At 38.4% G+C, this 22,953-nt stretch carries 21 protein-coding genes; 9 read left to right on the top strand and 12 right to left on the bottom strand.

What is annotated here, in order from left to right; translation table 11 throughout:
- The first annotated feature begins 11 nt into the window (after positions 1-11).
- Positions 12-707: an HTH-type transcriptional repressor FabR gene (fabR, locus tag I8T81_RS05275; protein ID WP_004700096.1), complete on the top strand. Its 696-nt coding sequence runs from the start codon at positions 12-14 to the stop codon at positions 705-707.
- 168 nt (positions 708-875) lie between these two features.
- On the top strand, positions 876-1,892 hold the full coding sequence (locus I8T81_RS05270) for an AI-2E family transporter (protein WP_004700095.1): 1,017 nt from the start codon (positions 876-878) through the stop codon (positions 1,890-1,892).
- A gap of 55 nt (positions 1,893-1,947) precedes the next feature.
- Here I8T81_RS05270 and rapA read toward each other — a convergent pair whose 3' ends face one another.
- From rapA to I8T81_RS05240, 6 genes are all read right to left on the bottom strand, one after another.
- The gene (rapA, locus tag I8T81_RS05265; protein ID WP_198072275.1) at positions 1,948-4,785 is read right to left on the bottom strand and encodes an RNA polymerase-associated protein RapA; all 2,838 of its coding nucleotides are present in this window, start codon (positions 4,783-4,785) and stop codon (positions 1,948-1,950) included.
- 144 nt (positions 4,786-4,929) lie between these two features.
- Positions 4,930-5,568, bottom strand: a complete 639-nt coding sequence (locus tag I8T81_RS05260; RefSeq protein WP_198072274.1) for an RluA family pseudouridine synthase — start codon at positions 5,566-5,568, stop codon at positions 4,930-4,932.
- A 132-nt stretch (positions 5,569-5,700) separates the two neighbouring features.
- Positions 5,701-6,405, bottom strand: coding sequence for a phosphopantetheine-binding protein (locus I8T81_RS05255; RefSeq protein WP_198072273.1), 705 nt, complete (start codon positions 6,403-6,405; stop codon positions 5,701-5,703).
- A gap of 62 nt (positions 6,406-6,467) precedes the next feature.
- Entirely contained in the window at positions 6,468-7,766 is a 1,299-nt protein-coding gene (hemL, locus tag I8T81_RS05250) for a glutamate-1-semialdehyde 2,1-aminomutase (protein WP_151761850.1), read from the bottom strand.
- A gap of 42 nt (positions 7,767-7,808) precedes the next feature.
- Positions 7,809-8,420 (bottom strand): thiamine phosphate synthase, encoded by a 612-nt coding sequence (gene thiE / locus I8T81_RS05245; RefSeq protein ID WP_198072272.1) that lies wholly within the window; start codon positions 8,418-8,420, stop codon positions 7,809-7,811.
- Positions 8,421-8,535: 115 nt separating this feature from the next.
- Complete coding sequence (locus tag I8T81_RS05240; protein ID WP_077169553.1) at positions 8,536-8,919, bottom strand: DUF962 domain-containing protein; 384 nt, start codon at positions 8,917-8,919, stop codon at positions 8,536-8,538.
- Between the two features lie 165 nt (positions 8,920-9,084).
- Between I8T81_RS05240 and I8T81_RS05235 the strand changes: the two genes are divergently transcribed.
- On the top strand, positions 9,085-10,548 hold the full coding sequence (locus I8T81_RS05235) for a CYTH and CHAD domain-containing protein (protein WP_198072271.1): 1,464 nt from the start codon (positions 9,085-9,087) through the stop codon (positions 10,546-10,548).
- Positions 10,549-10,588: 40 nt separating this feature from the next.
- Here I8T81_RS05235 and I8T81_RS05230 read toward each other — a convergent pair whose 3' ends face one another.
- A complete protein-coding gene (locus I8T81_RS05230; RefSeq protein WP_198072270.1) occupies positions 10,589-11,221 on the bottom strand; it encodes a hypothetical protein in 633 nt (210 codons plus the stop codon).
- 104 nt (positions 11,222-11,325) lie between these two features.
- Here I8T81_RS05230 and I8T81_RS05225 point away from each other — a divergent pair, with 104 nt between their 5' ends.
- Positions 11,326-11,709 carry a DUF3144 domain-containing protein gene (locus I8T81_RS05225; RefSeq protein WP_077169555.1) on the top strand — a complete coding sequence of 128 codons (384 nt, stop codon included), beginning with the start codon at positions 11,326-11,328 and terminating at the stop codon, positions 11,707-11,709.
- A gap of 59 nt (positions 11,710-11,768) precedes the next feature.
- Here the strand turns inward: I8T81_RS05225 and I8T81_RS05220 are convergent, their stop codons facing one another.
- From I8T81_RS05220 to I8T81_RS05205, 4 genes are all read right to left on the bottom strand, one after another.
- Positions 11,769-14,531, bottom strand: a complete 2,763-nt coding sequence (locus I8T81_RS05220) for a M16 family metallopeptidase (protein ID WP_198072269.1) — start codon at positions 14,529-14,531, stop codon at positions 11,769-11,771.
- Positions 14,532-14,653: 122 nt separating this feature from the next.
- The gene (locus I8T81_RS05215; protein WP_068934387.1) at positions 14,654-15,469 is read right to left on the bottom strand and encodes a PhzF family phenazine biosynthesis protein; all 816 of its coding nucleotides are present in this window, start codon (positions 15,467-15,469) and stop codon (positions 14,654-14,656) included.
- 149 nt (positions 15,470-15,618) lie between these two features.
- On the bottom strand, positions 15,619-17,013 hold the full coding sequence (locus I8T81_RS05210) for an L-cystine transporter (protein WP_198072268.1): 1,395 nt from the start codon (positions 17,011-17,013) through the stop codon (positions 15,619-15,621).
- Between the two features lie 197 nt (positions 17,014-17,210).
- Positions 17,211-18,092, bottom strand: a complete 882-nt coding sequence (locus tag I8T81_RS05205) for a LysR family transcriptional regulator (RefSeq protein WP_198072267.1) — start codon at positions 18,090-18,092, stop codon at positions 17,211-17,213.
- Positions 18,093-18,188: 96 nt separating this feature from the next.
- On the opposite strand from I8T81_RS05205, the gene I8T81_RS05200 reads away from it, so the two are divergent.
- The 4 genes from I8T81_RS05200 (at position 18,189) to I8T81_RS19015 (ending at position 20,603) form a co-directional block, all read left to right on the top strand.
- Positions 18,189-19,367 carry a YbfB/YjiJ family MFS transporter gene (locus tag I8T81_RS05200; protein WP_198072266.1) on the top strand — a complete coding sequence of 393 codons (1,179 nt, stop codon included), beginning with the start codon at positions 18,189-18,191 and terminating at the stop codon, positions 19,365-19,367.
- Complete coding sequence (locus tag I8T81_RS18875) at positions 19,364-19,489, top strand: hypothetical protein (RefSeq protein ID WP_227602153.1); 126 nt, start codon at positions 19,364-19,366, stop codon at positions 19,487-19,489. The genes I8T81_RS05200 and I8T81_RS18875 overlap by 4 nt, the downstream gene beginning before the upstream one ends.
- A gap of 213 nt (positions 19,490-19,702) precedes the next feature.
- Entirely contained in the window at positions 19,703-20,098 is a 396-nt protein-coding gene (locus I8T81_RS05195) for a hypothetical protein (protein ID WP_049064672.1), read from the top strand.
- A 376-nt stretch (positions 20,099-20,474) separates the two neighbouring features.
- Positions 20,475-20,603: a hypothetical protein gene (locus tag I8T81_RS19015; RefSeq protein WP_265091524.1), complete on the top strand. Its 129-nt coding sequence runs from the start codon at positions 20,475-20,477 to the stop codon at positions 20,601-20,603.
- 95 nt (positions 20,604-20,698) lie between these two features.
- On the opposite strand, the gene icd is transcribed toward I8T81_RS19015, so the two are convergent.
- A complete protein-coding gene (icd, locus tag I8T81_RS05185; protein WP_198072264.1) occupies positions 20,699-21,955 on the bottom strand; it encodes an NADP-dependent isocitrate dehydrogenase in 1,257 nt (418 codons plus the stop codon).
- 200 nt (positions 21,956-22,155) lie between these two features.
- Between icd and I8T81_RS05180 the strand changes: the two genes are divergently transcribed.
- Positions 22,156-22,944 (top strand): rRNA large subunit pseudouridine synthase E, encoded by a 789-nt coding sequence (locus I8T81_RS05180; RefSeq protein WP_019457698.1) that lies wholly within the window; start codon positions 22,156-22,158, stop codon positions 22,942-22,944.
- The last annotated feature ends 9 nt before the right edge of the window (positions 22,945-22,953 follow it).

The raw sequence follows: 22,953 nt of genomic DNA, 5'->3' as shown, positions 1-22,953 counted from the left end.
TATTGAAAAGCATGACCCAAACCTCACTTTCTCAGAGCCAAAATGACACAGCCTCTTCACAAGATGTCATTGAAATAAAAACAGCAACGCGTTCTGTTGGAAGAAAAGCGACGATTACGAAAGACGAACTTTTTCAGGCCGCTCTTAACCTGATCGGTCCTCAAAAAAGTATCGCCTCATTAAGTTTACGCGAAGTCGCACGGGAAGCTGGTATTGCACCTAATAGCTTTTATCGTCACTTTAAAGATATTGATGAGTTAGCCATTTCACTGATTGACCGCGCAGGTATCGTTTTACGTAAGATTATTCGTCAGGCTCGTTTACGTGCCTCTTTCCAAGACAGCATTATTCGTAGTTCTGTAGAAATTTTTCTTCAACAGCTTGATGCAGACGAAGGTAATTTAAGTCTGTTGTTACGCGAAGGCTTTACAGGTTCAGCTTCTTATAAAGCTGCGGTAGACCGTCAGCTCAACTTTTTCCAGCAAGAATTACAAGAAGATTTAATCCGCCTAGAGCGTTTAAATAACAATCACCTATACCATCCAGAACTTGTTGCAAAAGCAATTACGCAACTTGTATTTCATATGGGTGCTAAGGTGATTGATCTTCCAGTTCATCAACGTGCGGAAGTCGCTGAACAAACTATGATCATGATAAGAATGATTTTAGAAGGTGCTCGTCATCTAGACGAAGCAAAGATACGATAAGATCAACATAAAATGGTTTGTAATTGTACAAGCCATTTTTTATACAGACATAGTTATTTCTTGATAAAAATATAATTCACAGATTGAAGCAACCAACATGCAAGAGTATAAGTAATTATTATTCTAGCAATATATACCCATATTTCCCCACGATATTTAGGGATTCACATGCAAAGTTTGAGTAATCGTCAAAGCCTGATTGCAAGCTATATTCTGATGGGCATTTTTTTGCTTTCGGTTATCCCCTTGCATCTCTTAGCAAGCTTTTTTGCTGGCTTTCTCATTTATGAAATTATTATTAGTTTAAGCTCTATTGTTGAACGTTATATTGATGGTCAAAGAGCCCGCATTTTTATTAGTATTTTATTGAGTATTATCACGGTTTCACTCATCGCCTTTTTCATTACAAGTTTAATTAGCTTTGTCGTTTATGACTTAAAAGGTGTAGGTATCCATAATATCAACAATAAAGTCGATCAAACGCTATTACACTTACAAACTGAAATTGGCAAATATCTTCCAGGTTATATTCCAGATAGTGTTACAGAACTAAAAGATGAAATTTTTGCATTTATGAAAGATAACGTGACCACATTAAAAAATGCCAGTTCCGATATCTTACATAACTTTGTAACGATGATTATGGGCCTTATTATTGGTATTTTGGTGGCGATTCATGGCTTTCACCGTCGTACACCACAGCCTGTATTTAAGTCTTTACTCATCCAACGTATTCAAAAGTTATCAATTTCTTTTAGAAATGTCGTTTTTGCCCAAATTAAAATTTCGGCAATTAATACACTGCTCTTTATCTTATTTGCTTTTGTAATATTGCCGATTTGGGGTGTTCATCTCCCTTTCGCTAAAACATTAACCATTCTTACTTTCTTGTTTGGTTTAATTCCGATTTTAGGCAACTTAATTTCAAATACGCTCACATTTATTGCTGCGCTTACGGTTTCATTGGGTTTAGCAGGTGTTGCGCTGCTCTATCTCGTATTAGTACATAAGTTAGAATATTTTATTAATGCGAAAATTATTGGACATAAAATTAATGCCAATGCATGGGAAATTTTATTGGCAATGTTAATTTTTGAGTCAATTTTTGGTTTAGGTGGCCTGATTGCAGCACCAATCTTTTATGCCTATTTAAAATTAGAATTGAAAGATGCCAGAATGATTTAATTAAAATTTATTCAATAAAAAAGCGCCTTAAAGGCGCTTTTTTATGACTCATTATTTATGGTTTAACAACAACAAGTACCTGAATTGCTTCAGGAGTTACTGTTAAGCCATCGAGTAAGCTCAAGCCTTCTTTTTGCAACTTCTGTAAGCGCTCAATTTCGTCTTGACGAATACTTGGGTTGAACTGTTTCAAATACGTTAAACGGTCAATCTCGTATTGCCATTTATTACCATAATGCTCTTTTGCCTGCTGTTGAAGCTGTGGCAAGCCGACTTTAGCAATATCAAGCGCTTGTCTATAGCGCTCTTCAATCACTTCACGGCGAGCTTTAACCACTTGGCGACAGCTATTACCATCTAAATGATGCAAATATGGTTTTAAAATGGTTGGATCAATCTTTTCAGATAAGTCCTGACCATTTTCACTTAACAACACGCGAATGAGCTGTTTCGGTAAGCTTGATGGCAAGTTCAAAGATTTTGGTGCAACTACATCAACTTTAAACCAAACTTCAAGTAATACAGAACCTTGCTTTAATGCGTTTGACTTAAGAACAGCAACATTAGTACTACCAAATGATTGTGTACGGATCATTTCCATGACACTTTCAATGAACGGATGTTCTAAAGTCAGATATTGAGCATCTTCACGCATTTGCGCCTGATCACGATAGAACGTCGCAGTCATGCCCTCTTCGTCTAATGCCAAACCTTGCACTTGCATTTGGTCTGTCGGACGAATAATCACAGTACCGTTACTTTGCTCATCAAAATCAATATTAGTTGAAGACATAAAGCGCTTCACAAACATAGGTAATGTTGTGTTGTCATCGTAGTCTTCTAAAGCTTGAACAATTTCTTGTGCAACGATAGGACGACATGAGTTGTATTCAAGCAAGCGATCTCGACCAGCTTGTAACTCTGTTTCTAAAGCTTGACGTTGAACATTGACTTCTTCGAGTAAATCTTCAAAGGTTTGACCTTGGTCTGAAAGTAAGCAGTCTTTTAATTCAACAATAAAATTCTCTTGCAGCGTTTGAGCTGTCGGAGAAATATTGCTGAAAATATTCAACGCTTCGTTGTACCAACGGAACATACGCTCTTGAGCAGTGCCCATTAAGTAAGGTACATGAATTTGAATACGGTTTTCTTGACCAATACGGTCTAAACGACCAATACGTTGTTCTAAAACGTCTGGGTTTGCAGGCAAATCAAATAAAATCAGATCACTTGCAAACTGGAAGTTACGACCTTCTGAGCCAATTTCAGAACATAGTAGAATTTGAGCACCATAGCTTTCTTCTGCAAAGTAAGCAGCCGCTTGGTCACGCTCAAGTAGACTCATGCCTTCATGGAACATTGCAGTACGAATACCAGCATGCAAACGAAGTACACTTTCTAAAGATTCAACAACAGGACCACTACGTGCAATTAAAAGAACTTTTTTGTGCTTAAGTTCTTTACGCAAGATTTCCATTAACCATGGCACACGTGGATCATCTTGCATCCATGAACCATCAAGTTGTGCTTCTTCTGGCCACATTTGCTCACGTAATTTACCGTCTTTTGACCAGTCTTCTGGCGCTGGCAAAGGTGCTGGTTGGCAATCACGCCCTGGGAAGCCTTGAATCGCTTCACGCGTATTACGGAATAAAATACGACCTGTACCATGACGGTCTAACAACTCATGAATCGCTCTGAAACGTTGTTCAGGCTGATCTTCAATTGAATGACCCAATAAACCTTCTAAAGCAGTTAAATGCTCTTGAGTTAAAGGTTCATCCGACATAAGTACTTCTGCAACTTGAGCAGTTTGCTGATACTGCGCTTCTTCATCTAAGAAACGTTCTAAACTGCTAAAGCGCTGTGGATCTAACAAGCGTAAACGTGCAAAGTGACTTTCTACACCAAGCTGTTCAGGTGTTGCTGTAAGCAACAATACACCCGCTGTATTTTCAGCAAGTTCTTCAACTAAATCGTAACGATCATTGCCGCCTTCTTCTTCGCTCCACATTAAATGATGCGCTTCATCGACAACGAGTAAATCGAAACCAGCTTCTAATGCTTGCTCACGCAAATCGTCATGGTCCACCATCAAATCTACGCTGGCAATAATGCATTGCTCAGTCAAGAACGGGTTAAGCTCTGGATCATGTTCTTTAATAGATGCAGTACGGGTCAAGTCGAACAGAGAAAATTGCAAGTTGAAACGGCGACGCATTTCAATCATCCACTGATATTGCAGTGAATCAGGGACTAAAATGAGGATACGTTCTGAACGACCAGTTTTAAGCTGTTGGTGGATAATTAAACCAGCTTCAATTGTTTTACCTAAACCAACTTCATCGGCTAGTAAAACACGCGGTGCGAAACGCTTACCAACCTCATGTGCGATATAAAGTTGGTGAGGAATTAAACCTACACGTGCACCAACCAAGCCACGCAAAGGACTGGTTTGCATTTGCGATTGTATCAGCATTGCTTCAATGCGTAGGTCATACCATTCTTTATAATCGATCTGGCTTGCCAGTAAACGATCTAAAGGTTTTGATAACTGAATTTGTGCACCAATACGAGTTTCATTGAGCGCTTTACGTTCTTGTTCGCCATTTTCTAAAGTACGAACAACGTTATAACGCAAAACACCATGGCGGTCTTCAACAGTCTCAACAATCCACTTCTGGCCTTCTTGATCTTGAACTTCATCATTTTTGTTGAAGATGATGCGAGACAACGGTGCGTTGTTACGTGCATAGACACGCGTTTCATCACTTTTGGGGAATAAAATGCTGACAGATCTTTCATCTACATCAATAAGAACGCCTAAACCGAGCTCAGTCTCTGTATCTGATAGCCAACGTTGACCAATAGCATACTGCTGCAATTTTTCCACCTTTTTCTCAAGTTCGCACTACATATTGTACGATGCAAATTAGCTTATTTTTGCATCTTTTTATGTAGTCTTTAAAGCAAAATTTTGCAGCAGAAACCAATTAAATTGTTTCGCTACAAAAATTACTCATTGAAAGTTTTTACATTAAAACGGTACAGGACAGTTAAACGTTAATGATTCCCCTGTAACAGGGTGATTAAAGCTTAACTGTTTAGCATGCAAGCACAGACGAGGAACAAGTAATTGTTCCAGTGTTGCATACAATGTATCACCTACAATCGGATGTCCCAGATATTGCATGTGTACACGGAGTTGATGAGAACGCCCGGTAATCGGTGTTAATTTGACACGCGTAACTGGTTGCCCCTGAATCTGGAAATGTTCAATCGCCTGCCAATGTGTTAAAGCAGGTTTGTTATGAGAAGCATCGACAATATGTAAAGGTGGTCGACTTGGGTCATAGACTACAGGAATATCAACTGTCCCTTCGCCGTCTAGGTGGCCTGCGACTAACGCTTCATATATTTTCGAGGTTTGACGGTCTTGAAATTGGCGTGCAATCGCACTTTGTCCACGCTTAGATAACCCAAAAACCAAAATACCCGAGGTATCACGGTCAAGGCGGTGAATGAGCAAAGTTCGTGGTTCAATTGCCACCAGTCTTGTCAAAACGCTGTCATGTAAATCACCTTTCCCTGGCACACTCAAAATGTCCGAAGGTTTATGAATCACCATAAAATCATCATCACGATAGATCAGATGTTCACTTAGAAAATCACTCAAAGTTGTATTCCCAAGGCAAGATGAAAAACAAGCGGGCAATAATAAAAAGCTTACGTCCGAATTACAATGCCGTTCGGGTAAATTAACGACAGAATTTGCAAATATTATGATTCACTTTATGGCTAAAGCCGATTAGTGCTTCAATAACTGCATAATATGTTGCAAGGTAGGTGTTTGCATCAGCTCTTCAGCGCTTAGACTCGCACCGTTCGCACGCCATAACTCCACCAGATAATTGACTCCTACAGCATCTAAACCATAGTTTCTTAAATCTATTTCAGGATGAATTTCCATTGGATGCCGCCCCACCTGCTCAGCAACTGCCAATAAAATTCCTTTATCGGACAACACCTGTGACGATGGTGCACTTAAAGACCATAAGCGCATTAAAGCCTGTGTATTTATATGTTGAATGGAGTCAAAACTGATTTTTTCAATCCATTGTATATGCTGCTCTAAACTACCTGCCAAGATCGCATCATTTACAACAGCTACATAATCTGTAATGGATAAAACAAGCTGCATCACTTGCTTAAACAACGGGGATAAATTTCCAGCTATTATCACTTGTGCTTGAGTGTTTGATGACAATTGTTGCCCAAGCTGTAACATGACCGGTTGAAGTTGAGATGACTGAATCATCATGACTGGAATTTCGAGTGCCTGTGCTCTTTTGCTTAGCATTTCTAAATGATCAGCTAATGGCTGGTTCATCCAGTCAGTGTCATTTTCAAGTTCATTTAATCCAACCATGAGCAAGATGCTATGCTTAGATTCAATAGGCCAATTTGAAGTACTTGCGGCTAACTGGATTTTTCGAGGTAAGGGATAAAACATTGTTCTCTACAAATATAAAAATAGCTCAAATTAAAAAGCCCGTTTAAAACGGGCCTTTTTGCTTACTTCATTTCGGCGAATGTTTCTTTTGCAGCCTGAATCGTATATTCGATATCTTCATCAGAATGAGCAGATGAAATAAAGCCTGCTTCAAATGCCGATGGCGCTAAGTTTACTCCACGCTTTAACATGCCATGGAAGAACTTTTTGAAAGCTTCAATGTCACATGCCAACATAGAGTCAAAGCTTGTAATATCTTCTTGATCGGTAAAGTAAAGACCAAACATTGCGCCCGCTTGCTGAGTTTTAAATGGAATACCTGCTTCATCAGCCGCGGCTTGTAAACCCGCAAGTAACTTTTCAAGTTGAGCAGATAACTTGCTGTAAAAGTCAGGTTGACGTAAATGTTTAAACATCTCGATACCCGCACGCATAGCAAGTGGGTTACCAGATAAAGTTCCCGCTTGGTATACACCACCTAAAGGTGCGATGCATTCCATGATTTCACGCTTACCGCCAAACGCACCTACAGGTAAGCCCGCACCAATAATTTTACCCAAAGTCGTTAAGTCAGGTTTAACGTTATAAACTGACTGAGCACCACCTAAAGCAACGCGGAAACCTGTCATTACTTCATCAATAATAAATACAGATTTATATTCATCACAAATATCACGAATGGCTTGTAAGAAACCGTCAATTGGTTTCACCATATTCATGTTGCCCGCTACAGGTTCAATAATAACACCCGCAATTTCATGACCGAATTTGGCAAAACACTCTTTTAATGCAGCAATATCATTATAAGGCAGCGTTAAAGTATGTTTAGCAAAATCGACTGGAACACCTTTTGAAGTTGGCTCACCCTCGCCTAAAGTCAGTAAACCCGAACCCGCTTTTACTAAAAGTGAGTCAGAGTGTCCATGGTAACAACCTTCAAACTTCACGATTTTGTCACGTCCAGTATAACCACGCGCTAAACGAATAGCGGTCATGGTCGCCTCTGTACCAGAGTTGGTCATACGTACTAATTCAATTGATGGCATGATTTCACATATAATATCTGCCAAAGTCGTTTCGTGTACGGTTGGTGCACCAAAACTTAAACCATCTTCTGCTGCTGTTTGTACCGCTTTAATAATTTCTGGATGAGCATGGCCCAAAATCATCGGTCCCCAAGAGCCAACATAATCTACATAGCGCTTGCCATCCACATCCCACAAATAGGCACCTTTAGCTTTCTCGATGAAAACTGGTGTTCCTCCAACGCCATTAAAGGCACGTACTGGAGAGTTCACACCACCAGGAATGTGTTTGCTGGCTTGTTTAAATAACTGTTCTTGCTTTGGAGATAAACTCATGGAAATGCTCGTCTTAAATATCTAAAAAATAATTTTGAAAGCTTAAGAAAATAATTTTGCCCACGCTTGTACACGGGCAGGAATTTCAGCAGTTGATCGACCTAATATATCACTAATGACTGCGCAGAGGTCAGCTCCAGCCTCAATCACAGGTTTTGAGTTTTCAACAGTTAAACCACCAATCGCACAAATTGGTAAATCATATTGAGCTGCTGCTTGTTTAATGACTTCAATACCGACATTGCCTGCTTCTGGTTTTGTGGCAGTTGCATACACAGCACCAAAGGCAACATAAGTTGCGCCATCGGCAATTGCTTTTTGAGCAAGGTCTAAAGAGTTGAGGCAAGTACGGCCAATAATGACACCTTCAGGAAGTTTCGATTTTGCATCTGTGATTTCACCGTCACTTTGTCCTAAATGCACACCTAAACCAAACTGAGCGGCCAGTTTTAGGTCATCATTAATGACAAAAGGAACCTGATATTTTTCACACAATATCTTGATCTGTTCAACTTCAGCAGGCTGGTCAGTTTTTTCTATTTTTTTACGGCGGTACTGTAAAATTGCGACCTGACGGGTTGCGAGCGCGACATCTAGTTTTTCTAATAATAATTGGATTGGGTCATCATTGGTAATGAGATATAAACCGCGCATACTCTACTCTCGCTTTTAAAAACTAAGCTAGTATAACGGATTTATAGGACATCATAAGTACCGATTGATATAGGCTTAACAGTACCAATCGGTATATTAAAATAGGAATAAAAAATTAACTCGGAATTTTATCGTGCTTACGATCAATCAAACTTAATTGACCAGTCGCCACATCAGATAGCATTCGCCAATCAGAAATAAAGCTATAAAGAGGCTGTTTAAAACTGGCAGGTTTATTTTTTTCAAATACAAAATGTCCAACCCATGCACATGCATAGCCAGACACTAAACCATACAGTGCATATTTAGCTTGTTTCTTACGAATTGCTTTTGAAAAAAAGTATATACCAATGCTGCTACCCACCACATGTAAGCGCCTGCTCATAATGTTACGGTGTTCAGTTAAATAAAAACGATAAAATTCCTGATAGTTTTTAATCGGTAATTCAAACTCTGGCTGAGCTTCATGGTTGAAGTTTACTGGTGCATTCACGATCATCTTCCTGATTTTTATTTGATCAAAACGTCACCTGATTGTACACCTAAAACAAAGTGTAGCGTCATAGGTTTGATTGTAACTTTCTCTATCAAAAACATTATTTTTAGCACTAAGCTATTATACTTATTCAAGATAGTTTAAATACCTGATTCAGGGAGATCCGTTATGGTTGAAGTTGAGCTTAAGTTTCAGTTACCTGAATCGAAGAAAAAAACTGTTCAGCAGTATTTGAAAAAGCATAAAGCACAGCATATTCACTTGCAGGCCAAATATTACGATACACCAGACCGTCTACTCGCAAAAAATGGTATGGCCCTACGTTTACGTAAAGAAAATGATTTGTGGGTACAAACCTTTAAAGCCGCTGGTCAAAGTCATTTACACCGTGTTGAAGAAGAAGTTTTTCTAGGTAAATGCGAGCAAGAACCCGAACTAAACCTTAATCTATATAAAGATAATAAAGCAGTCACAGATTTAATTACTGAAGCTTTAGGCACTGAAGTCGAAAAGCTAAGCTTACAGTTTGAGACAGATGTACAACGTACTTATCATGTATTTGAAGCCGATGACACTGCTATTGAAGTCTGTCTTGATGACGGTGTAGTAAAAACGGCAACAACCCAAAGTAAAATTTGTGAAGTTGAGTTTGAGCTTAAACAAGGTGCTGTTAAAACACTAATTCAATTTGCACAGCAATGGATTAATCGTTATGAGTTATGGCTCGATGTTAGAAGTAAAGCCGAACGCGGTAATTTACTCGCATTAGGAAAAGCCGTTTCACCTGCCGTTCACGCAAAAAGCTTGAGTTTAGATAAGAATATTTCAGCAGAACAAGCCCTCAAAAAAATTGTTGAAAACTGTTTAGCACAATTCTTACCGAATATGGCTGCAATTGCCGATAACGTCGCCGAAGCTGAGCATATCCATCAGGCACGTGTGAGCTTACGTCGTTTACGCAGTGCACTTCATCATTTTTCAGGATGGTCAGACGATTTAAACCCTGCTTGGGAAGAGCAAATTGCAGCACTTTTCCGCAAGCTTGGAGACACGCGCGATGAAGATGCTATCCGTACTGAAATTTTACCGATGATTGTGCAACATGGTTCACCTGAGCTTTTACTTCCAATCTCAGAGGAGCCATTAAAAGATCTTGCCACACTGTTCAAATCGGCAGAAACTGTCAAGCTTGTACTCGCATTACTGGCATTTGCTTATTCAGAAGAAGATAGCCAAAGCACCAAAGGAAAATTTAAAAACCAGATAGAAAAAAGCTTAAATAAGTTACATCACCAAGTTGTGAGTCATGCTAAAGATTTCAATGAACTCGAAGTAACTGAACAGCACAAGATACGTAAAAAAGCTAAACAGCTACGTTACTGCATCGAATTTATATCAAGCTTATATCCATCTAAAAATGTTCAACAGTTTTTAAAGAAATTGCAACCCGTGCAAAATACGTTAGGACTATATAACGATTTGTTTATAGCTGAAGATCTATTTAATAAAGCAATTGAACACGACCCGCACTTTTGGTTTGCTCTAGGATGGATTAAGGCCAAACAACCTTATTTACAAAATCAGTCTGCCGAAGCTTTGCAAAAATTTAATCAAGTAAAAACTTTTTGGTAAGTATCTTATAGTCGCGACATAGATGTCGCGACTTTTTATCTTATCGGTATTTACCAAATACTTTCCATACACCGTTATCTGCTAAGGGGTCATTATAGCTATCGCTACGCTGCTTTCTTGGTTTATCTCGGGCATCGACAAGTTCAAAGTGAGGCTCTACCCCTAGCACAATACCATTGGTATAAAAACGTGAACGTGTATATTCACTTTGACCATGCTGGAACACATAAGTTCTCAAGTCGATAAATTCACGGTGAGCAACGAGTGCTGCCGTATCATCACTCTGCAACCATTCTTGCATAGTAAAAATCTGATCTGTTTCGAACTGACCGCATTTTTCAATAAGACTTGCCACACCACGAAAAGTTTTCGACTCTTTAGCACGTGTTTTATTAATACGAATCCGATCTACATGAAAAAAGAATAATGGTAAGTTCAGATGGCTTGGTAAATGAATTGCATGTGGTAACTCATCTTCCATAAAAGGCTGGAAAAGCTCTTGTGCCCTTTCGATTAAGTCTTTCCATTGTTGGTAATAGGCTAAAACTTCTTCTTGCAAACCATAATAAATTGGTAGCCCTTCGACATGCTCTAAATATTGGGGTGGAAAAATATGCTGACGTAATAGAGCAATGTCTGTTTTTAAACTTTGAACGGCTATCGCATCTTGCATAATTAGAACTTCCAACACTTAGGCTATTTACAGACTAAGGCAAAGGTTTTGTTTCCGCAAGGCTTTGCCTATAATAAGCAGCTCTATTTTTGCGGGAATATGTCATGTCTCAAAAGATTAATGCAACAGATATTACTGAAGAAGAAGCGTTAAATGCTGTTTTCTTTGAGCGTGCGGATGAATTCATTAAACAAGCCAATGATTTTTGTCGCCCGCCTAAAGGCCAAAAGCCTGACCCTGCTGAGCTTCGCGGCCAAGTGAGTGCAGCCATGTTATTTGCCACTGCCCGTTTTAATACGTGGGTGGCTGCAAACAATTTTAAAGATGGCAATGAAATGCGCGATGCAAAAGAGCAAGTGATGTCTTATTTGCTTCAGCAATTTCAAATGATGCTCGAAGATAACTTTGATGAGTATTGTGAACAGTTCGAAAACTACTTACGTTTCCGTAAGAATGAAGATTTCCATGCTCACAAACATGATCATTAATAAGTTTTAAATACTCAAATAAAAAGCCACTTCATGTGGCTTTTTATTTGATAAGTTAGTTATTGCTTTTGCGCTTGGCCATATTGGTCAGCCATCACTTCCACAAGGTTTGAAGGTTTAATATATTTTTTAATGACTGCATTCACATCGGCAACGGTCAGCTTTGTTAAATCTTGATCATGCTTAACACGGTCAAGTAATGTTTTACCTGACTCAAGCTCAAGATTCAGCATACCGTGAATATTGCGTTCGTCTTCTAATGCAGTAACACGTTTTTTCATGAGATCTGCTTTCGCTGCTGCAAGCTCTTGCTCGGTAATTCCCTTCGTTAATAAGTCATTTAATACCTTATGAACTGAATCAGAAACTTGTGCTGAACGCCCAGCCGTATAGTTTGCACTAATACTTAACGCACCAACATTCGTGTCCTGATCAAGTTGTAGACCTGTTCCAAAACCATATACTAATGCATTTTTTTCACGAAGCTCTTGAGCCAAACGTGATGAGATTTGAGAATCACCTAAAATATAATTCATTAAAATTAATGCAGGTGCGTCAGGATGATTTTTCCCAACTGGTAGTGTGATTATACTTTGATAACTACCAAACTCGCGTTGTTCAGATAAAGCATGTACCTTCTGAGCAGGAAAATCGACATGTTTAATTAAGATTTTTTCGTATGGTTGCTTACTGTTCCAGCTTCCAAACTCTTGATTCAAGAGATTTTTCATTTTCTTTGCATCAAATGCACCAGTAATCGCAATTTGCGCATGGTTCATTGCAAAAAAATGCTGGTACAGCTCTTTCACTTGTTCTTGAGTCACATTCTTCAATTGTTTTTTAGCCAGCTCAGGTTCGAAGTGATAACGCAAATCACCCGGTTGGTATTCTTCAATTAAACGCGATAATGTGAGTCCGGCTACAACATCTGGTTCTGTGTAAGGACGATCAAGGCTCGATAAGCTTTGAGACTTAATTAAATCGAATTGAGATTGTTCAAATTTAGGATTTTTCATGACCTCTAAAACAAATTTGAAGAACTCATCAAATTTTTCAGTTTTAGATTGAATGTTAATAGTCATGCCATTGCCGTCAGCACTTGCATAAGCTGCACCGCCTGCATCAATCGATTTATCTGCAAAGTCTTGCAAGCTATATTTGTCAGAGCCACGCAGTAACAAATATGAAGTTAAATCAACAACTGTGCCTTTATCAAATAAAGATTTTTCTGTACCAAAATCCATAGTAATAGTGGCATAGGTACGATCATCACGAGTTTCTACAGGGAACAAAGCATACTTCATTCCGTTTTTAAGTTTCCCGCGGCTAATCTTTTTCTCATTAGTTTCGGCATATTGCTTTGAGGTTTTTAAAAACTCGTTAACTTCTTGTTGATAAACTTTCGGGTCTTTTAAAGGCTCTGGTTTAACATCGGTTTGATCTAAAGTTTTAGGCTTATCTTTAGGGTCAAGTTGCAATGCTTTCTTTTGATCTTCAGGTGTCGGCAAAATATCGCCATCAATACGATGCCCAGCAACAAGGAACTGTTTCAAGGTTTGATTGACTTCATTGAGTTTCACTTTCTCAACTGCATCTAAATCTTTAAAATATTGGTCCCATTGCCCACCAGCTACACTGTAATCACTTAAACGAGAACCCAAAGCAACGGCATCTTTATTGACTAACTCACCTTGCGTTTTCATTAAGCTTTTTACGCGATTTAGCTCAGTCTCTGTAAAAGGCTTACCCTTTTCTATTCCCGAGAGTAAAGCACTTTCAACTTTATTAGGGTCATTTTTTGGTGAGTAAACCGCACCTAAAAATACGACATTAAAATCTTGATCTAACCATGTTGATGCCTGAACGTCTGTAGAAATACCCGTTTCAACCATGTTTTGATATAAATGACCGCTTGGCTGCATGGTATACAACATTGGTGCTAAAGCGAGTGTTGGTTGAATTTTCGTGTTTTTTCCATTCATATAGATATGGAATTTGGCCAAATCACTGCCCTTTTTCACTACAAACTCACGATCCTTCATTTTTGTAGAATCTAAGACAGGTACCTGAACAGGCTTCGGCACAGCTCGCGCAGGAATCGGACTAAAATATTGGTCAATTGTTTTTAAAACATCAGTTTTATCAAACTTACCTGAAACAACCATAACCGCATTGTTAGGTGCGTACCAACTGCGGTAGAACTGGTTCAATTCAGGCATTTTAATAGACTTAAGCTCAGGTAAATCACCAATTGGTAATCGCCCTAAATACTTGTTTCCATAAGCCGATTTCCACATTTGATCCATTAAGACAGCAAAAGGCTGATCCATACGGACTTCACGTTCACGCTTTACGATTTCAATTTCAGAAGGTACAAATTTTTCTTGTAGAACTAATTTATCCATACGTTCAGATTCAAGGTACAACACTTGATCTAGCGCATTTTTTTCTGGACGAACAATATTGGTATATTTGGTTGAATAGTAATCCGTGCTCGCATTTGTCATTAATGTATATTGATCTAAACGGCGCTGAAATTCTTCACCCTTTACGTTTTGCGTGCCTTTAAATGCCAAATGCTCAAGTAAATGTGCTAAGCCACTTTTACCTTGTGGGTCATTTAAAGAACCTGTCAAATAGATAGTATTAATAAAGATTTTATTTTCTTTGTCATTCGGTGCAAGCACTACCCGAAAGCCATTATCTAATTTATATTCCTCAATATTTTGCTTACTTTTTACTAATGTCGTTTGTGCAAAAGACGCAGCACTTAAACCAAGAATACATAGGGAGAGAGTCAGTTGTTTAAACTGCATGAACATAGAAATACCAATTAATTTGAATAATAAAAAATCAATAGTTGTAAGAGTATAGTAGGTAATTTAAGTTGAGATTAATAGTAAAGATTTGAAAAGAAAGCCGTTTATTTAAACGGCTTTTTATTTTAAAGAAAAATTTCTGCTTGCATATAGAGTTTGCCATATCCTGCAATTTCAATACGTTCCTGATTCAGGATATTGCAATATAAAATGCCTCCACGGCTAGAAGCTTGATAAGCCACAATATTATTTTTGCTCAGCTTTTCTGCCCATAACGGCGCTATTGCAGTATGAATTGAACCTGTAACAGGGTCTTCTTCAATGCCTGCAACAGGTGCAAAATAACGAGATACACAGTCATAGTGCTCGTCTGCTTTTGTAGTGATTACGACATCCATATCTGTAGCCGTAATAGCTGTCCGTTTACCTAAGGCTTTAAGTAAGTTCATGTCAGGCTGCTCATCTAACACGTCTTGCACTGATTCATACTCAATAATATAAGCTTGAACATTTTGATAAACAGCCTTAAATGGTTTGCTTAAAGCTTGTCGTAAAATAGCTGGATAATCTTCCACTTGTTCAGCCTTACGAATTGGAAAATTCATTCTGATTTTGCCATCTTCATCTTGGTGAACAATAAAAAGTCCTAAGTTTCGGACATGAAAATTAATGGTCTTTTTATCCGTAAAATCTTTAAAGAGTACAAAAGCACTCGCAAGAGTCGCATGACCACAAAAATCTACTTCAACCATTGGTGTAAACCAACGAATTTCATAGTTTTCAGAATCTATAATTTTTACAAAAGCAGTTTCAGATAAGTTATTTTCAAGCGCTATCTTTTGCATTAAATCGGCATCTAGCCACTCTTTTTCAACAATCACAGCAGCTGGATTTCCACGAAATAACTCTTTTGTAAAAGCATCGACTTGATACATTTTCATGATAGTGCTCTCTTTTGTACTAAGCTCATTTTCTAAAACTATTTAAAATAAAAACAGATACAGTTTTTTTAAAATTAACATCACAGTGGCAATTTAAGCATATAAAAAACGGCTCATTCAGATATGAATGAGCCGTTTTATACTAACTATTAATGATGTTGAGTTAACTCAATTTCATCTTCACTATTTAATATGTCTTTATCTGTTTGGCCCATCAGTTGACTCGTCACTACACCTGCAGTCATTGAACCATTTACATTTAATGCAGTACGGCCCATATCAATTAACGGTTCGATTGAAATAAGCAGCGCAACCAAAGTTACAGGTAAACCCATTGCAGGAAGCACAATCAGTGCAGCAAAAGTTGCACCACCACCAACACCAGCCACACCAATTGAACTTAAAGTCACAATACCCACTAAAGAAGCAATCCACATTGGGTCGAGTGTATTAATCCCCATAGTGGGAGCAACCATGACTGCCAACATTGCTGGGTATAAACCCGCACAACCATTTTGACCAATGGTTGCACCAAACGAAGCAGAAAAACTCGCAATAGATTCGGGAATACCCAAACGACGAGTTTGCGCTTCAATACTCAGTGGAATACTTGCTGCACTTGAACGGCTTGTAAATGCGAATGTTAAAACAGGCGCAACTTTCTTAAAGAACTTAAGCGGAGAAACACCGGTCAGGGTCAAAATAATGGCATGAACGCCAAACATAATCGCCAAACCTAAATATGACGCAACCAAAAAACCGCCTAGGTTTAAAATGTCAGCCACATTTGAACTTGCCACAACCTTAGTCATAAGCGCAAAAACGCCATACGGTGTAAGCGTCATAACTAAACGTACAAGCTTCATGACCCAAGACTGTAACGTCTGAATAGCAGTCAAAATACGCTGACCTTTTTCTGCATCATCTTTCATTAAATTAAGCGCAGCTATCCCTAAAAAGACAGCAAAAATAACTACACTAATAATTGAAGTCGGATTTGCACCCGTTAACTCAGCAAAAGGGTTACTTGGAATAAAGGAAAGAATAAATTGCGGTACGCTTAAGTCTGTTACTTTACTTACATAATCAGTATTAATTGCAGTTAAACGCGCAGTTTCAGCAGCACCTTGCACCAAACCTTTGGCAGTTAAGCCAAATAAATTCGTCACAAATACACCAACCAGCGCAGCAATTAACGTTGTGAATAGTAGAGTTACAATGGTATAGACGCTGATTTTTCCTAAAGAGGAAGCCTGATGCAACTTGGCTACTGCGCCTAAAATCGATACAAATACCAAAGGCATCACGACCATTTGTAAAAGTTTTACGTAGCCGTTACCAACAATATTAAACCAGCTAATAGATTCAGCAAGAATCGGATGGCCACCGCCATAAATCAAATGTAGTCCTAAACCAAACACTACACCTAAAACTAAGCCAGCAAGAACTTTTTTAGATAAGCTCCAGTCCGTTTTACGTGTTTGGGCGAGTAAAAATATTAACCCGACAAAAACCACAATATTGATGATTAAGGGTATATTCATTCCCAAACTCCAAATTATTGCTTGTGTCATCTTTTAAGGGGGCATATTTGACCATAGCCGGCCTATATAAACTACCCTTTTCCACAATTTTCTAGCATGCAGATCATTGCCGATCTGGATGAGAATATAAAATGACATTTAAATACATATATATCACTTTTAGGGCATAAGCTAAGTAGGACATTTATGTATTAAAATTAAGCACATTTCTGTATAAACTGTTGCTCAATAAAACCAATAAATTGCTTTAAATTGCTCCCCCATGTCTCAGGAGGCTGAGCAACGACATAAGTGGTAAAGTGTGCAGATTCAGTATTAATTTCAAAACAGCTTAACGACAATTTATCAGCCACTTTGGTTAAGTATGACTTTGGCAATAGCGCAAAGCCGACACCTAACTCCACACAACTGACAATACCGTCCAGACTGCCCATTTCCATGATTTGCGAAGGCGGCACACTATGGTCATTTAAAAACAGCTCAATTGCATGGCGATAGGAACACCCTTGTCGAAATGCAATAAATCTGGTCTTTGCAAGCGTGGCAATATCAGGAAACTCGGTTTGCTGTTTCCGACAAACCAAAACCAATTGTTCCTGCCATATTGGATAGCTATATAACTCAGGAATCACATATTTCGAGGCAACAAAAGCACAATCAAGCTCACCTTGCTGCACAGCGTTAATCAAATATCCTGTTGGGTGAGTTTGAAGCTCAATCGGCAAATTGGGATATTGCTGCATACATTCATTCAGCAATTGAGGAAGTCGTATGGCCGCTGTGGTTTCCATACTGCCTAAACGGATGGCTTCGTTCGGGTCAATATCACTGTCTTGAAAGATTTTTTTCGCTTTATTGTGCAGCGCGATCATTTGAACAGCATAGCTATGCAACTGCTGCCCTGCATTGGTTAGTGTCACGGGATTATGGCGATTTAATAAAACCACTCCTAACTCTTCTTCAAGCTTTTTCACATGACTGGTGATATTTGATTGAACCGTATACATTTTTTGTGCTGCCAGTGAAAAACTTCCACTTTCTGCAACCGCTAAAAAAAACTCTAGAGACTTAAGCAACATACCACTATCTCAAAATAAGATAATTAGTATCATATTAAATCATTTTTAAAGATTATAAAACTCGCTTTTAATAATAAAAAAATTGAGTGATTTCTCATGACTACGCTTTATCGAATGAGTCTGCTTGTATTTTTAGCAACTTGCTTGGGTATTGGTGTTTTTAGATTTTCATACACTGCCCTCATGCCAATTATGATTGTGCAATACGGATGGACACATGACTTCGCAAGCTTCTTAGGCAGTGCAAATTTGCTGGGCTATTTGCTAGGTGCCTTGTTGGCGTTATTTAGTATTAAAGAAAAATCTATTCCCATACTCATTGTAAGTTCGGCAGTTGTGGGCAGTTTAAGTCTACTCTGCTGTGCCTTCATACACATGCTATTGGTTTGGTTCGTGTTCTGGCGCACCATTTCAGGAATTGCAGGCGGCCTACTCATGATTTTGGCACCGAGCTTTGCCATGAAAAATATTGCAATGAGTCAAAGACTCAAAGTCAATTTTTTAGGGTTTAACGGCATTGGTGTAGGCGTGTTATCTGCGACTATTATTATTCCCTTACTTAAAAATATGCCCGTTCAATATGTCTGGAGCATTTTTGCAGCGCTCTCTATTTTTGGCAGTTTGGTACTTTTCCAATTACTCAACCATCAACCACAGCAGTCTGTTCAAACAACCAGCCAAGTTCCTCAAAGCATCAAACATTCACGCTTGGGACTGGTCATTATTATTGCCTATATGTGCAGTGCTTTTGCCTATATTCCGCACTCTTTGTTTTGGATGGATTACTTATCGGGAACCTTGCATTTTCCATTGCAACAGCGAAATTTTTTTTGGGTGCTGTATGGCATCGGAAGCTGTATAGGCGCTTTCGTGGCGTACTGTTTAAGCCGCCTCACCGGATATTTACAAGCAATTAAATGGCTTTATGGCATTTACTCCATAACCGTTGCATTACCGTTCTTTTCGCATGCTATCTGTTTGCTTGCGCTGTCTTCATTTCTTACAGGTTTGCTCACGCCTGCCACCGTGTTTATTAGCTCTTATAGCCTTTTACAAATTTATGAGCAGCGTTATCAAAAACTCTGGAGCCTTGCCACGATTGGCTTTGCCAGTACCCAGCTTTTAGGTGGCGTGGTTATAAGCACCTTACATCACTTGCACTGGTCGTATGCCCACCTCTTTTTAATGAGTGGCATTGTTTTGCTATTCGCTTTAATCCTTTTAGTTCGCACCCGTCCTTCCCTACCAACCACTCTCAGAGAAACCGAAACGTGAAAACTATATTTTTCCCTGTATTTTTAATTGCATTTGTACTGGTGATACAGGTCTTAGACCAAAGCTACCAAAAGAAAATCGGTGCACCCAAAATGGCAAAACACCCTGAGTTTATGCAATAAAAAAAGCCCCGACTAATAAGGGGCTTGTCAATTTTTTCAAAGTGAACATTAACGATTAAATCTGTGTCGTAAAAAGGTATCGTTTGCATTTCTTGATTATTTACAAAGCAGCTTTATTGACAAAAAATGTCATATTTTGTCAATGTAGAGTGTTTTCCTCTCATCTATATTTATTCAAAATTTATAATTTTAATACTTAAAATAGAGTAAGACATGAGCAATAACAATTATATTGATGAGCTTTTGAAGCTTTTAGCGATGTTCGCTTTTATCTGCGTTTCATTATTAGCATTTAAATGTCGAACTATATTTGCACTGGACATCACAACATCCTATGAAGTCTCTGTAAAGATTATTATTTATATTGCCACAGCGGCTACTCTTGGCTTTTTAACACGCGATCATATTGAGTTTACAACACAATTTTTAATTGCTATTCCATTTGCATACTTTTGGCTATCGCCTGTTCTTGACTATAAAGCCATTCAAACCATCCCAGAGGTTCCATTTTACCTCTCTGGTCATGGTCAAATTTTAGGATTACTCCTCGTCATTATCTTCTGCTTTGCGCTATGGGTATTTAAAGAAACAAGCTCAAATTCGCATTAGTCTTAAAAAGTCTGAATAACGATTTTTCGTGATTTTTATAAAGTTAAAAATGGTCACTGAAATATATGTTTTTATAATATATATTTTAAATAAATTACTTTATATCAATTAAAACTTAAAAATGTTAAATGTATCAAGCCCAGCAAATGCTGTTGTAGTAACTATTATTTCAATAATTGCTACATTTAGCCTTCTTATATGGAAGTTTAATGTTTATGTTGGTATAGATGTCTATACCAGCGGAGAAGTACTTTTCAAAACTCTGTTATATGTAATGGTAATAGGGCTATTTAGTTACTATTTCCGCTATACCATTAAAATTAGTAACACGGTAATCTTTTCATTACCGCTGTTTTTCTTTTGCATTAGACCTATTTTGAACTATAAACTTACGCACAGTATTGGACAAGTTCCCCTCTATGCAACTCATTATGGTCAGGGTGGAATATTGTTAAGTTTAACTGTACTGACTTGTATGCTTTGGGCTTATACCGCTCACTCATAGCTTATTATTTGTATTAACTTCAATACTATAAAAAACTATAAATAATACTCACAGAGTAATAAAAAAGCCCTCATTAAGGGCTTCTTTATGACAGTCTAATCTTCCATATGACGAATAATCGCATCACCAAATTCAGAACAACGCAACAAAGTTGCCCCCGGCATTAAACGTTCAAAATCGTAAGTCACCGTTTTGGCTGCAATCGCTCCTGAAATACCTTTAATAATAAGGTCTGCCGCTTCCGTCCATCCCATATCTCGAAGCATCATTTCAGCAGAAAGAATAATTGAACCAGGGTTTACTTTATCTTGCCCAGCATATTTAGGTGCTGTGCCATGTGTTGCCTCATATACGGCAATTGCACCCCCGATATTTGCTCCCGGAGCAATTCCTATACCTCCTACTTCTGCTGCTAATGCATCAGAAATATAGTCACCATTTAAATTAAGGGTTGCAATTACTGAGTAGTCGGCAGGACGCATCAAAATTTGCTGTAAGAAGGCATCCGCAATCACATCTTTAATTATGATGTCTTTACCATTTTTAGGATTTTTAATTTTAACCCATGGACCACCATCTATGAGTTCACCACCAAAACGATCTAGCGCTAACTCATATCCCCATTCTTTAAATGCACCTTCGGTATATTTCATAATATTGCCTTTATGAACAAGGGTTACCGATGGTTTGTCATTATCTATCGCAAATTGAATGGCTTTACGAACTAAACGTTGCGATCCTTCTTTAGATACTGGCTTGATTCCAATGCCGCATCCTTCTGGAAAGCGAATTTTTGTGACGCCCATTTCTTCTTGAAGGAACTTAATCACCTTCTTCGCTTCTTCAGAATCAGCTTTCCATTCAATACCAGCATAAATATCTTCCGAGTTTTCACGGAAAATCACCATGTCGGTTAGTTCAGGATGCTGAACAGGTGATGGAACACCCTCAAACCAACGTACAGGGCGTACACACACGTACAAGTCTAATTCTTGGCGTAATGCCACATTAAGTGAGCGAATACCGCCACCAACTGGAGTAGTTAAGGGACCTTTAATTGAAACGACAAATTCACGCAGAGCTTCAAAAGTTTCTTCTGGCATATAGCTGCCATAAATTTTATTAGCTTTTTCACCACAATATACTTCCATCCACTCAATGGAACGTTTACCGCCATAGGCTTTTAAGACAGCCGCATCAACAACTGTTTTCATGGTCGGTGTAATATCTACACCAATACCATCACCCTCAATGAAAGGAATAATTGGATGATTTGGTACATTCAGTGATAGGTCTGCTTTTACTTTAATTTTATCACCATCGGCAGGAACCACGATCTTCTGATAACCCATTGTGTAGATTCTCCCTTTTATAATATTTAACTAACCAAACAAAAATAATTATCGATAAACAATACTTTCAACTTTTATTAACGCATAATAGCTTAATCGAATTTAATCCTTTTTGAGATTTATGTGGGAAATAAGCAAATTTCACACTTAAATATAGCTCAATGTTTTTACCGCTTATTTGAAAGAAGAAGTCATTTTTTATGAAAATCGTCATTCTTAACAAACCTTATGACGTACTCTCCCAGTTTCGTAAAGACGAAGCGCATATGACGGTCTCTGACTTTATAGATGACCCGACTTTACGCATAGCAGGTCGTCTTGATATGGACTCTGAGGGTTTAGTTTTTTTAACCGATCATGGTGGTTTGAATCAGTTCATTACCAACCCTGCGAATAAAAAATACAAAACGTATTTAGTTCAAGTTGATGGCGATGTAACCGAAGAAGCGCTTGAGCAACTTCGTAAAGGTGTAGAGCTTAATGATGGTATGACTTTACCAGCTAAAGCGATTAAGGTAAGTGAACCTGAATGGTTATGGGACCGTGACCCTCCTGTACGTTACCGTGCCAACATTCCAACCTCTTGGATTGAAATCTCTATTTGTGAAGGTCGTAACCGCCAAGTTCGCCGCATGACCTCTGCGGTAGGTTTCCCAACTTTACGTCTCATTCGTACTAAAATTGGTTCAATTGATTTAGTTCAATTAGGACTAGAACCGGGTGAGACCAAAGAAATCGAACCTCTACTCTACCCTGACTTTAAAGATGTGCCAGCAGAACAACCTTATCGTTCACGTTCATATGTGAAAAAACCGGGTGGTACAGGTGGTAAACCAATGGTTCGTAAGAACAAAGATGGTTCTGTTAAAAAGTCTGGTACAAAACGTATTTGGCAAATGGATGAAAGTGAAAAACCACGTCGTAAGACCAATGGTACAACTCGTCCAAATACCAAAGCTCCACGTGGTCGTGGCCGTAGTGGTCGATAAAACATTTAC

Origin of the sequence: Acinetobacter seifertii (assembly GCF_016064815.1) — a bacterium.
In the GTDB taxonomy this organism is placed as follows: domain Bacteria; phylum Pseudomonadota; class Gammaproteobacteria; order Pseudomonadales; family Moraxellaceae; genus Acinetobacter; species Acinetobacter seifertii.
Note: the sequence above shows the minus strand (reverse complement) of the source record. Positions and strands in the feature narration are given on the sequence as shown.

Bases quoted from the DNA above. Each gene is read 5' to 3' on its own strand.
- fabR (WP_004700096.1), top strand. From the start codon at position 12: ATGACCCAAACCTCACTTTCTCAGAGCCAAAATGACACAGCCTCTTCA.
- I8T81_RS05270 (WP_004700095.1), top strand. From the start codon at position 876: ATGCAAAGTTTGAGTAATCGTCAAAGCCTGATTGCAAGCTATATTCTG.
- I8T81_RS05255 (WP_198072273.1), bottom strand. From the start codon at position 6,405: ATGTTTTATCCCTTACCTCGAAAAATCCAGTTAGCCGCAAGTACTTCA.
- hemL (WP_151761850.1), bottom strand. From the start codon at position 7,766: ATGAGTTTATCTCCAAAGCAAGAACAGTTATTTAAACAAGCCAGCAAA.
- thiE (WP_198072272.1), bottom strand. From the start codon at position 8,420: ATGCGCGGTTTATATCTCATTACCAATGATGACCCAATCCAATTATTA.
- I8T81_RS05240 (WP_077169553.1), bottom strand. From the start codon at position 8,919: ATGATCGTGAATGCACCAGTAAACTTCAACCATGAAGCTCAGCCAGAG.
- I8T81_RS05235 (WP_198072271.1), top strand. From the start codon at position 9,085: ATGGTTGAAGTTGAGCTTAAGTTTCAGTTACCTGAATCGAAGAAAAAA.
- I8T81_RS05230 (WP_198072270.1), bottom strand. From the start codon at position 11,221: ATGCAAGATGCGATAGCCGTTCAAAGTTTAAAAACAGACATTGCTCTA.
- I8T81_RS05225 (WP_077169555.1), top strand. From the start codon at position 11,326: ATGTCTCAAAAGATTAATGCAACAGATATTACTGAAGAAGAAGCGTTA.
- I8T81_RS05220 (WP_198072269.1), bottom strand. From the start codon at position 14,531: ATGTTCATGCAGTTTAAACAACTGACTCTCTCCCTATGTATTCTTGGT.
- I8T81_RS05215 (WP_068934387.1), bottom strand. From the start codon at position 15,469: ATGAAAATGTATCAAGTCGATGCTTTTACAAAAGAGTTATTTCGTGGA.
- I8T81_RS05210 (WP_198072268.1), bottom strand. From the start codon at position 17,013: ATGAATATACCCTTAATCATCAATATTGTGGTTTTTGTCGGGTTAATA.
- I8T81_RS05205 (WP_198072267.1), bottom strand. From the start codon at position 18,092: ATGTTGCTTAAGTCTCTAGAGTTTTTTTTAGCGGTTGCAGAAAGTGGA.
- I8T81_RS05200 (WP_198072266.1), top strand. From the start codon at position 18,189: ATGACTACGCTTTATCGAATGAGTCTGCTTGTATTTTTAGCAACTTGC.
- I8T81_RS05195 (WP_049064672.1), top strand. From the start codon at position 19,703: ATGAGCAATAACAATTATATTGATGAGCTTTTGAAGCTTTTAGCGATG.
- icd (WP_198072264.1), bottom strand. From the start codon at position 21,955: ATGGGTTATCAGAAGATCGTGGTTCCTGCCGATGGTGATAAAATTAAA.
- I8T81_RS05180 (WP_019457698.1), top strand. From the start codon at position 22,156: ATGAAAATCGTCATTCTTAACAAACCTTATGACGTACTCTCCCAGTTT.